At 66.2% G+C, this 10,523-nt stretch carries 10 protein-coding genes; 5 read left to right on the top strand and 5 right to left on the bottom strand.

Annotation, left to right across the window (positions count from 1 at the left end):
• Window positions 1-145: 145 nt before the first annotated feature.
• Window positions 146-874 (bottom strand): histidine utilization transcriptional repressor HutC, encoded by a 729-nt coding sequence (hutC, locus tag AC5P60_RS20935; protein WP_005410189.1) that lies wholly within the window; start codon window positions 872-874, stop codon window positions 146-148.
• A gap of 28 nt (window positions 875-902) precedes the next feature.
• Window positions 903-2,273, bottom strand: coding sequence for a formimidoylglutamate deiminase (locus tag AC5P60_RS20930; RefSeq protein ID WP_483693954.1), 1,371 nt, complete (start codon window positions 2,271-2,273; stop codon window positions 903-905).
• A gap of 67 nt (window positions 2,274-2,340) precedes the next feature.
• Here AC5P60_RS20930 and hutI point away from each other — a divergent pair, with 67 nt between their 5' ends.
• Genes hutI through hutU form a run of 4 tightly spaced genes read left to right on the top strand, consistent with a single transcriptional unit; the run spans window position 2,341 to window position 7,617 of the window.
• Entirely contained in the window at window positions 2,341-3,564 is a 1,224-nt protein-coding gene (gene hutI / locus AC5P60_RS20925) for an imidazolonepropionase (protein WP_024956380.1), read from the top strand.
• Window positions 3,561-5,102: a histidine ammonia-lyase gene (gene hutH / locus AC5P60_RS20920; RefSeq protein ID WP_024956379.1), complete on the top strand. Its 1,542-nt coding sequence runs from the start codon at window positions 3,561-3,563 to the stop codon at window positions 5,100-5,102. Before hutI ends, hutH begins: the two co-directional genes overlap by 4 nt.
• The gene (hutG, locus tag AC5P60_RS20915) at window positions 5,099-5,953 is read left to right on the top strand and encodes an N-formylglutamate deformylase (protein ID WP_099484029.1); all 855 of its coding nucleotides are present in this window, start codon (window positions 5,099-5,101) and stop codon (window positions 5,951-5,953) included. Before hutH ends, hutG begins: the two co-directional genes overlap by 4 nt.
• Window positions 5,950-7,617, top strand: coding sequence for a urocanate hydratase (hutU, locus tag AC5P60_RS20910; protein WP_483693955.1), 1,668 nt, complete (start codon window positions 5,950-5,952; stop codon window positions 7,615-7,617). The genes hutG and hutU overlap by 4 nt, the downstream gene beginning before the upstream one ends.
• Window positions 7,618-7,748: 131 nt before the next feature.
• Here the strand turns inward: hutU and AC5P60_RS20905 are convergent, their stop codons facing one another.
• From AC5P60_RS20905 to AC5P60_RS20895, 3 genes are all read right to left on the bottom strand, one after another.
• Window positions 7,749-8,204, bottom strand: coding sequence for an Imm30 family immunity protein (locus AC5P60_RS20905; protein WP_483693956.1), 456 nt, complete (start codon window positions 8,202-8,204; stop codon window positions 7,749-7,751).
• Window positions 8,205-8,302: 98 nt separating this feature from the next.
• On the bottom strand, window positions 8,303-8,548 hold the full coding sequence (locus AC5P60_RS20900; RefSeq protein ID WP_483693958.1) for a hypothetical protein: 246 nt from the start codon (window positions 8,546-8,548) through the stop codon (window positions 8,303-8,305).
• The gene (locus AC5P60_RS20895; RefSeq protein WP_495201819.1) at window positions 8,549-8,716 is read right to left on the bottom strand and encodes a hypothetical protein; all 168 of its coding nucleotides are present in this window, start codon (window positions 8,714-8,716) and stop codon (window positions 8,549-8,551) included.
• A 323-nt stretch (window positions 8,717-9,039) separates the two neighbouring features.
• Between AC5P60_RS20895 and AC5P60_RS20890 the strand changes: the two genes are divergently transcribed.
• On the top strand, window positions 9,040-10,476 hold the full coding sequence (locus tag AC5P60_RS20890) for a serine hydrolase domain-containing protein (protein WP_164222209.1): 1,437 nt from the start codon (window positions 9,040-9,042) through the stop codon (window positions 10,474-10,476).
• Window positions 10,477-10,523: the final 47 nt, after the last annotated feature.

Below are 10,523 nucleotides of genomic sequence, written 5' to 3'. Positions count from 1 at the left end.
CGGTTCAGGGAGAATCCGGCGTGGGGACCCAAGCTACTTCTCGGTCGCAAGACCTGGATCCACACGGTCGCCCACGCCGGGCTCTCGGCACCCAAGGTGCCAGATTGGCAAGAGATAAGATCCACGCCATGCGTGGATGGAATCCCTATCGCGCGCCCGGCGCGAAGCGCGCCACCAGGTCCCAGGCATCCCCCAGGAACACCTGGCGCACGCGGGTGATCGGCTGTTCGCCACGCCAGGTCAGGCGTTCGATCACCAGGCAGGCGGTACCGGGCTTCACGTCCAGCAGCTTGGCGGTGGCGGTATCTGCCCCCCAGGCACTGATGCGGTGCTGGGCACGGGTCCACGACACGTTCTGCAGCAGCCAGCTGCCCGGCGCGGTAGTGCTGAAGTCGACTTCCAGTACCTCAGGCACGCCCACCGGGCTGATCAGGCGATGCTCCAGCGCCAGCGGGCGACCATCGGCCAGATGCAGGCAGCGCATCGCCAGCAGGTTTTCCTGTCCGGCCAGCTCGACTTCACCGGCATTGCCGGCATCGGCAAGGCGCAGGTCGCGCTGCAGCAGGCGATAGGTGTACTGGTGGCCGCGCGAGCCAACCTCCATCGCGATATCGGGGATCTCCAGCGCCACCTGCTCCAGGTGCGGGGGTTGCCGCGCCACGAACGAACCGGCACGGCGGCGACGTTCGATCATGCCGCTCTCGGCCAACGCGGTCAGCACCTTGTTCACCGTCATCCGCGAGCAGCCGTACTGCTCCATCAGCTCGTGTTCGTACGGAATCCGGAAGCCCGGCGCCCACTCTCCACTGAGGATGCGGCTTTCCAGATCGCTGCGGATACGCTGGTTGAGCGTGGCGGACTTGCTGGCCTTCACGTAATGGGGTCTCGGTGGCGGGAGGCGATCAGCCCAGCACGCCACGCAGGGCGGCGGTAAAGGCGGTGGTGATCGCCTCGCGCTGCAGGTGGCGGCCCTCGGCCACGCATTGGCGGCCATGGCGCCAGACCGATCGCAGCGCGCCATTACGTGCGGCGAACACCCAGCTGTCAAGCCATGCGTCATCCTGTCGCGCGTGCAGCGCCGGGTGCCCGGCATCCAGTTCGACCAGGTCGGCACTGGCGCCCACCTGCAGGCCAGCGGCCACGCCCAGCGCCTGTGCACCACCGTGCAGTGCGCCTTCGAACAGGAAGCGGCCGGTGCTGCGGGTGGCATCCGGGGCCAGTACGTTGCGCCCACGCAGGGTCAGGCGCTGGCCGTATTCGAGCAGGCGCAGTTCTTCGGCCGCATCGATCAGCACATTGGAATCGGAGCCGACACCGAAGCGCCCGCCCTCGCGCGCGAACGCCTGCATCGGGAACAGGCCGTCGCCCAGATTGGCTTCGGTGATCGGGCACAGGCCGGCCACGGCCTGGCTGGCCACGATGGCGGCGCGCTCATCGTCGGTGATGTGGGTGGCGTGCACCAGGCACCAGCGCGCATCCACCGGTGCATGGTCGTACAGCCACTGCACCGGACGCTGGCCGCTCCAGGCCAGGCAGGCCTCGACTTCACGCACCTGCTCGGCGATATGGATGTGCACCGGGCCGTCGGTCAGCGGCAGCAACGCACTCAATTCCTCGCCGGTGACTGCACGCAGGCTGTGCGGCGCGATGCCGAGCACCGCATCCGGCAGCGCGGCCAGTGCCGGCTTGGCGGCGTCCAGCAGCTGCGCGAAACCGTCCACATCGTGGATCAGGCGACGCTGCGCCGGATTCGGCGGCGCGCCACCGAAATCGGCGTGCGCATAGAACACCGGCAGCAGGGTCAGGCCGATACCGGTCTGATCGGCGGCGGCAGCAATCCGTGCACTCATCTCGGCGCGGTTGGCATAGGCGCGACCATCGGCGTCGTGGTGCAGGTAATGGAATTCGCCGACGCGGGTGAAGCCGCTTTCCAGCATTTCCATGTAGGCCTGGGCGGCGATGGCCTGCACTGCGTCCGGGCGCAGATGGGCCAGGAAGCGGTACATCAGCTCACGCCAGCTCCAGAAGCTGTCACCGTCACCGCCGCCGATCTCGGTCAGCCCGGCCATGCCGCGCTGGAAGGCGTGGCTGTGCAGGTTGGGCAGGCCCGGCACCAGGATGCCGACGCAGGTGTCGCCGTGCTGGGCGCCCTGCCCCATGTGGATCGCCGTGATGCGGCCGTCCTGCATCTGCAGGCGGACATCGCGGGCCCAGCCCTCGGCCAGCAGGGCGTGGGCGGCATGGAAACAGTGTGGGGAACGCGAATCGGACATGGCTGGACAACCCGAAATGGACGCCTATATTGTATAGACATATAAGCACAGCCGCGTTGTGGATGCCATGCACGTCGATACCCTCTGGTCCAATGTCCACCTGATGACCCTCGATGGCGAGGGGCTGGGTGTCATCCGCGATGGCGTACTGGCCTGCGCTGGCGGCCGCATCGTCCATGTCGGCCCGGCCGGCAGCGACGCCCACCTGCAGCCGACCACCCGCATCGATGGCGAAGGCCGCTGGATCTCGCCCGGCCTGATCGACTGCCACACCCACCTGGTCTACGCCGGCAACCGCGCCAACGAATTCGAGCAGCGCCTGCAGGGCGTCAGTTATGCCGAGATCGCCCGTGCCGGCGGCGGCATCGTCTCCACCGTGCGCGCCACCCGTGCTGCCACCCCGGAACAGCTGGCCAGCGAAAGCCGGCCGCGCCTGCTGGCGATGCGTGCCGAAGGCGTGACCACGATCGAGATCAAGTCCGGCTACGGCCTGACCCTGCCCGACGAACGCAAGCAGCTGCAGGTAGCGCGTGCGCTGGGCGAGGAGTGCCGGGTCAACGTGGTGACCACCTTCCTCGGCGCACACGCGATTCCGCCAGGCCGCGAGGCGCAGGAATACACCGGCGAGGTGTGCAACGTGATGATTCCGGCCATCGCCGCCGAAGGCCTGGCCGAAGCGGTGGACGTATTCTGCGAGAACATCGCCTTCTCGCCGGCGCAGGCGCGGCAGGTCTTCGAAGCGGCGCGCGCCAACGGGCTGGCGGTGAAGATCCATGCCGAGCAGCTGAGCAACCAGCATGGCGCCGAACTGGCCGCCAGCTTCGGTGCCCTCTCGGCCGACCATATCGAACATCTGGACGATGCCGGCATCGCCGCGATGGCCGCCGCCGGCACCGTCGCCGTGCTGTTGCCTGGCGCCTTCTATTTCACCCGCGATACCACCCTGCCGCCGATCGCTGCGCTGCGTGCGGCCGCCGTGCCGCTGGCGCTGGCCACCGACAGCAATCCGGGCACTTCGCCGCTGACCAGCCCGCTGCTGGCGATGAACATGGGCGCCACCCTGTTCCGCCTGACCGTGGATGAGTGCATCGCCGGCTTCACCCGTGAAGCGGCGCGCGCGCTCGGACGCAGCGACCGCATCGGCCGCCTCGCCGTGGGCCTGGACTGCGACCTGGCGATCTGGGACATCGATGCCCCCGCCGACCTGGTCTATCGCATTGGATTCAACCCGCTGCACGCGCGCGTGGTGCGCGGACAGCCCGACCTGCCTGCCTCCTGGAGCAACACATGAGCAACACCCTGGTTCTTCGCCCCGGCCATGTCACTCTTGCCCAGTGGCGGCAGGTCTATCGCGGTGCGCCGCTTGCACTGGACCCGGCCGCGCTGCCGGTGGTGCGCGCCAGTGCTGCGGCGGTGGCCGCCATCGTCGCCAAGGGCGCGCCGGTGTATGGCATCAACACCGGTTTCGGCAAGCTGGCCAGCGTGCGCATCGAGCGCGAAGATCTGGCCACCCTGCAGCGGAACATCGTGCTCTCGCATGCCGCCGGCGTGGGCGAGCCGATGCCGGCCAGCGTGGTGCGCCTGATGATGGCGCTTAAGCTGGTCAGCCTGGCGCAGGGTGCGTCAGGCATTCGCGAGGAGACCCTGCTGCTGCTGGAAGCGATGCTGGTCAAGGGCGTGCTGCCGGTGGTGCCCGCACAGGGTTCGGTGGGTGCCTCGGGCGATCTGGCGCCGCTCTCGCACCTGGCCAGCGTGATGCTGGGCGTTGGCGAAGCCTTCATCGGTGACGAGCGCCTACCGGCAGCCGACGCACTGGCACGTGCCGGCCTGCAGCCGATCGAACTGGGCGCGAAGGAAGGCCTGGCGCTGCTCAACGGCACCCAGTTCTCCACCGCCTATGCGCTGGCGGGCCTGTTTGAGATCGAGACCGTGTTCCAGGCCGCACTGGTCACCGGCGCGCTGTCGGTGGAAGCTGCCAAGGGTTCCGACACGCCCTTCGACCCGCGCATACACGCGATCCGCGGCCAGCGCGGGCAGATCGCCACCGCCGCCACCCTGCGCGCGCTGATGCAGGGCTCGGACATCCGCGAGTCGCATCGCGACAACGACGTGCGCGTGCAGGACCCGTACTGCCTGCGCTGCCAGCCGCAGGTGATGGGCGCGGCGCTGGACATCCTGCGCCAGGCCGCGACCACGCTGGAAATTGAAGCCAACGGCGTGTCCGACAATCCGCTGGTGTTCACCGACACCGGCGAAGCGCTGTCCGGTGGCAACTTCCACGCCGAGCCGGTGGCCTTCGCCGCCGACATGCTGGCGATGGCGGTGTGCGAGATCGGTTCGATCAGCGAGCGCCGCCTGGCGATGCTGGTGGACCCGGCCCTGTCCGGCCTGCCGGCGTTCCTGACCCCGCGCCCGGGCCTGAATTCCGGCTTCATGATTCCGCAGGTGACCGCCGCCGCGCTGGTCTCGGAAAACAAGCAGCGCGCCTACCCGGCCAGCGTTGATTCGATTCCGACCTCGGCCAACCAGGAAGACCATGTGTCGATGGCCGCGCATGGCGCGCGCCGGCTGATGCAGATGGCCGAGAACGCCGCCAACGTGATCGGCATCGAGCTGCTGGCCGCCGCGCAGGGCTGTGATTTCCATGCGCCGCTGCGCTCCAGCGCCGCGCTGGAAACGGTGCGCGCCACCCTGCGTGCGCAGGTGCCGACGCTGGAAGAAGACCGCTATTTCCACCCCGACATGGTGACCGCCACGAATCTTGTGCGCAGTGGCGCGCTGGCGCAGGGCCTGGGCGATCTGTTGCCGACTGTGGAACCGCAGGCATGACGACCCTTCCTGAATGGTTGACGGTGCACGAGGGCGATGCCCCCCTCATCGTCAGCTTCCCGCATACCGGCAGCGAGCTGCCGCACGACCTGATCGGCGACTACCACTCGCCGTGGCTGGCCCGCCGCGATGCCGACTGGTGGGTGCACGAGCTGTACGACTTCGTGCGCGGCATGGGCGCGACCACGGTGCGCTCGGCGATCTCGCGTTCGGTGATCGACCTCAACCGCGATCCCAGCGGCGTGTCGCTGTACCCGGGCCAGAACACCACCGGCCTGTGTCCGCTGACCACCTTCGACAACCAGCCGCTCTACCACGCCGGGCGCGAACCGGACGAAGCAGAAATCGCCCGTCGTCGCGACACGTATTTCCTGCCTTACCACGATGCGCTGGCTTCGCAGATCACGCGCCTGCGTGCACGCCACGGCACCGTGGTGGTGTACGACGCACACTCGATCCGCTCGCATATCCCGCACCTGTTCGAGGGCGAACTGCCGCAGTTCAACCTGGGGACTGCTGGTCCGTCCGGCGCACCGGACACCTCCTGCGACAACGCCCTGAGCGACGTGGTGGAGAACCTGCTGAAGATCAGTGGCATGAGCCAGGTGCGTAACGGCCGCTTCAAGGGCGGCTGGATCACCCGCCACTACAGCAACATCGCCGGCGGCGTGCACAGCCTGCAGATGGAACTTGCCTGCCGTGGCTACATGCACGAGCCCCTGCCGGACCAGGTGGACGAACACAGCTGGCCCACCCCGCTCGACCCCGACCTCGCCGCACCACTGCGCCACACCCTGGCGCAGGTGCTCAACGCCTGCCTTGAATTCGCTACGAACCGGAGCGCCGCATGACCCGCAACGACCCATCCCGCACTGTCGCCGCGCCGACCGGCACCACGCTCAATGCCAAGAGCTGGCTGACCGAAGCACCGCTGCGCATGCTGATGAACAACCTGCACCCGGACGTGGCCGAGCGCCCGCAGGAACTGGTGGTGTATGGCGGCATCGGTCGCGCCGCACGCGACTGGGAAAGCTTCGACGCCATCGTCGAAACGCTCAAGCGCCTGGACGATGACCAGACCCTGCTCGTGCAGTCCGGCAAGCCGGTGGGCGTGTTCCGCACCCACGCCGATGCACCGCGCGTGCTGATCGCCAATTCCAACCTGGTGCCGCGCTGGGCCGACTGGGACCACTTCAACGAGCTGGATAAGAAGGGCCTGGCCATGTACGGCCAGATGACCGCCGGCAGCTGGATCTACATCGGCGCGCAGGGCATCGTGCAGGGCACCTACGAGACCTTCGTGGAAATGGGGCGCCAGCATTTCGGCGGCGACCTGACCGGGAAGTGGCTGTTCACCGGTGGCCTCGGCGGCATGGGTGGTGCACAGCCGCTGGCTGCCGTGATGGCCGGCGCCTCCTGCCTGGCCGTCGAGTGCCGCAAGAGCAGCATCGACATGCGCCTGCGCACCGGCTACCTGGATACCTGGACCGACAACCTGGACGAAGCGCTGCGCCTGATCGATGAATCGTGCAAGGCCGGTACGCCGAAGTCGGTGGGCCTGCTCGGCAACGTCGCCGACGTGCTGGCCGAACTTCTCAAGCGCGGCGTGAAGCCGGACCTGCTGACCGACCAGACCTCCGCGCACGACCCGGTGAACGGCTACCTGCCGCAGGGCTGGACGGTCGAGCAGTGGGACGAGAAGCGCGTTTCCGCCCCCAAGGAAGTGGAGAAGGCCGCGCGCGCATCGATGGCCAACCACATCCGCGCCATGCTCGGCTTCCACGCGCTGGGCGTGCCGACCGTGGACTACGGCAACAACCTGCGGCAGATGGCGCTGGAAGAAGGTGTGGCCAATGCCTTCGATTTCCCGGGTTTCGTGCCGGCCTACATCCGCCCGTTGTTCTGCCGCGGCATCGGCCCGTTCCGTTGGGCGGCACTGAGTGGCGACCCGGAAGACATCGCCAAGACCGATGCCAAGGTGAAGGAACTGATTCCGGACAACCCGCACCTGCACCGCTGGCTGGACATGGCCGCCGAGAAGATCAAGTTCCAGGGCCTGCCGGCGCGCATCTGCTGGGTCGGCCTGGGTGATCGTGATCGACTTGGCCTGGCATTCAACGAGATGGTCGCCAACGGCGAACTGAAGGCGCCGGTGGTGATCGGTCGCGACCATCTGGACAGTGGCAGCGTCGCCTCGCCGAACCGCGAAACCGAAGCGATGGCCGACGGCTCCGATGCGGTGTCCGACTGGCCGCTGCTGAACGCCCTGCTCAACACCGCCAGCGGCGCGACCTGGGTGTCGCTGCATCACGGTGGTGGCGTCGGCATGGGCTTCTCGCAGCACGCCGGCATGGTGATCGTCTGCGACGGCACCGAGGCAGCGGCCAAGCGGATTGGCCGCGTGCTGTGGAACGACCCGGCCACCGGCGTGATGCGCCATGCTGACGCGGGCTATGAGATCGCGATTGAATGCGCGAAGGAAAAGGGACTGGATCTGCCGGGCATTCTCGGCTGATCGAGGTCTGGGTAGTGCCGGCCGCTGGCCGGCACCGCCCAAGCATTGCCCGTGCCGCCGTCCGCCGTCCGCTCCCCCCCCTGATGCGGGGACGCTCTGGTAGATGCCGACCTTGGTCGGCGCTCACTCCGCTACATCAGTGCCGAGGCGACCACCGATGCCTTTGCTCGAATCCTGTCCGACGTATCATCCTTCAGCGCTTCGATCAAGGAGACGACTTCTACTGCACCCTTCGTCGAGGCCATGCTCTTCAGGTAAGCAATCAACACATTTCTGTGTAGATCACTATTAAGCAACCTGCAGATGAAAGTCTCCAACCATTCTGGTGCCACGCGACGCATGGGAGTTGATTGGACAAGCGCGGAAATCAAAATCTCGCTGTCACTTGTCTCGACGAGATGAAGAAGCCCCCACATGACTTCATGATGTGGAGTGTCATCGGCGAATATCGAGAAGAGGACTCCCAGCTCGCGATTGGCAAACTCCAGGCCTGATAGCGCCTGAACCGTCCGGTCAAATGTGGCAACCTCTTCTGAAGTAAGCATTCGTGAAGCCCGCAGCAGCTCGTCCAGAAGTTGGTCTTTCATCACAGCTTCGTTGGCGGAACCTGGCATTACTTGCACCGGTGCATCAGCGGAGTGGTATCCCACTGAACCAACAGCAGCAAGAGATCGGCACGTCCGGCTCACTCCTCATCGTCAGGCGATTCGCAGTCTTCAACAATGGATGGGATCCACTTCGATTCGTCGTCTACTGGCTGCGGCAATCGCCCTTCAAGCCACTCAAGCACCTCATCAGGCTTGATGCCGGGTAGCGTCGATTCGATGCGCCAGCCCAGATACCAGCATGCCGGACCATTGAGATAGGGCGGTGGCGCCGTGGGCAGGAAACGAGTGGGGAGAAGCTCCGACGCAGAAAGCGTGTTGAGCACTTACGCAAACTCCTGCACCGCGCTCCACGCCAGCGGGTGCTCCAAGGCAAGCGAAAAGCCGACAGACCAAGTTCCATCGTCGCAGGGCTGCCAGTGGATGGGCTCGGACATCGCAGGAATCTTCTGCAGGTATGCCACCAGTTTTTTGAATTCACGGGGCTTGGCCATTATTTGCTTCCAGTTGCGGGCGACCGCAGATTTACTCGATCCGGCAGTCACAGTGTTACGAGGTGGCGACGCGGCCAACAGACCTTCAATGGACAGGTCTATCCGGCTGGGGCCTGATCCAAGATCGCCGCGCTCCGGTCCGACGTTGTATCTGAAGGCCCCGCGCGCCAGAAGGGGCAATCGCGACAGACCTGCTACCAAAGGCTTCCGCCTTGCTTCATCCCTGCTCACCTTTGTGCCTGAGTGGAACAGAGATCCGGCCTGACTTGACCCCAACTCCCGCCGTGACCAACATGCGCCATCACCGCTGATGGATCACCGCGATGTACCGCACCCTGGCCGTTGCATTGCTCTGCACGCTGTTTGCGATCCCACCCGTTTCGGCGCTTGAAACTGCCGGCGATCTTTCCAAGCAGCTCAGCACCCAACTGCAGACCAACCGCGAACGCTACGGCATCGCCGGCCAGGCGGTACTGGTCGCCCACAACGGTCAGGTGCTGTACCAGGGCGCCAGCGGTGAACGTGATCCCGCTACCCATGCGCCCGCCACCGTCGAGACCATCTTCGCCGCGCAGTCGATGGCCAAGCTGCTGACCAGCACGCTGGTGATGCAGTTGGTCGACCAGGGCAAGGTGGATCTGGATGCACCGGCCAGCCGCTATGTGCCGGACCTGCCTGCAGCATGGCAGGCAATCCACGTGCGCGATTTCCTCAACCACAGCTCGGGTATCGGCGAGTACTACGATCGTGTCGACAACCGTTGGGTCAGCAAGGGCTACCCCGGTGTAGCCCCTGACCTTGGCGCTGCACTGAAGGTAGCCGGCGCGACACCGATGCAGTTCGCCACCGGCAGCCGCGTGCAGTACACCCAGGCCAACTACCTGGTGCTGACGGCGTTGCTGCAAGCGCACTACCGCAAGCCCTACCCGGCCATCGCTCGCGAACGCATCCTGCAACCGCTGAAGATGACCAGCACCTCGTGGGGCGTTGCCAGCGTGCCAGCCAAGCGCGCGGCGGTGCCTTACACCGGCAAGGACGGCCAGCTGCAGCCGGCCAATGAAGATGCCTGGCCGGACTACGGCTGGGGCCATGCCGATCTGCAGACCACCGTGGGCGACATGAACCGTTTCCTGCAGGCGCTGGCGAGCGGAAAGCTGGTGCGCACGGCGACCCTGGAAAAGCTCTGGCAGCCGCAGAAACTGAGCGGTGGCGGCAGCAATTTCTTCTCCACCGGTTGGGACACCACCCGAAGCGACGACTACACCCAGGTCGGCCATGACGGCGGCACCCGCGTACGTGCCCGGCTGGCCTACAAGGGCACGCTGGCCAGTGGCTACTGGATGTTCGTGTACCTGACCAACGGCAGCGCCCGCAATGTCTGGTCCAGCACGCTGGTGGAGAGCACGATGGCGGTGGTTGCGCCCGGGGAGTTTCCGCACGCTGTGCTGTCCGAGCGGCTGATCGGCTATGCGCTGGATGACAGCACCGATGCGAAACCGCGAATGCGTAGCTGGCTGCGCGACAGCAATGGCGTTCCCACCGATGAACTGGAACGTGCGATCAATGCCGATGGCTATGCCATCCGCGAGAGTCTGGGTGCCAGCAAGGCACTGAAAGTGTTCGCGCTCAACGCCGAGTTGTATCCGGATTCGGCCAACGCGTGGGACAGCCTGGCCGAGTGCCATGCGGCATTGGGCGATGCAGAGATTGCCAAGGCGCTGTACGCGAAGGCCAAGGCGCTGGCGAAGCCCTCGCCCTAAACCCTGCTGCAGAGCCGAGCCCATGCTCGGCTGCTCTTCGTTGCGAT

Source organism: Stenotrophomonas sp. YJH_SMC_120 (assembly GCF_059368675.1).
Note: the sequence above shows the minus strand (reverse complement) of the source record. Positions and strands in the feature narration are given on the sequence as shown.

Bases quoted from the DNA above. Each gene is read 5' to 3' on its own strand.
- AC5P60_RS20895 (WP_495201819.1), bottom strand. From the start codon at position 8,716: ATGGCCAAGCCCCGTGAATTCAAAAAACTGGTGGCATACCTGCAGAAG.
- AC5P60_RS20905 (WP_483693956.1), bottom strand. From the start codon at position 8,204: ATGAAAGACCAACTTCTGGACGAGCTGCTGCGGGCTTCACGAATGCTT.
- hutI (WP_024956380.1), top strand. From the start codon at position 2,341: ATGCACGTCGATACCCTCTGGTCCAATGTCCACCTGATGACCCTCGAT.
- hutU (WP_483693955.1), top strand. From the start codon at position 5,950: ATGACCCGCAACGACCCATCCCGCACTGTCGCCGCGCCGACCGGCACC.
- AC5P60_RS20890 (WP_164222209.1), top strand. From the start codon at position 9,040: ATGTACCGCACCCTGGCCGTTGCATTGCTCTGCACGCTGTTTGCGATC.
- hutH (WP_024956379.1), top strand. From the start codon at position 3,561: ATGAGCAACACCCTGGTTCTTCGCCCCGGCCATGTCACTCTTGCCCAG.
- AC5P60_RS20930 (WP_483693954.1), bottom strand. From the start codon at position 2,273: ATGTCCGATTCGCGTTCCCCACACTGTTTCCATGCCGCCCACGCCCTG.
- hutG (WP_099484029.1), top strand. From the start codon at position 5,099: ATGACGACCCTTCCTGAATGGTTGACGGTGCACGAGGGCGATGCCCCC.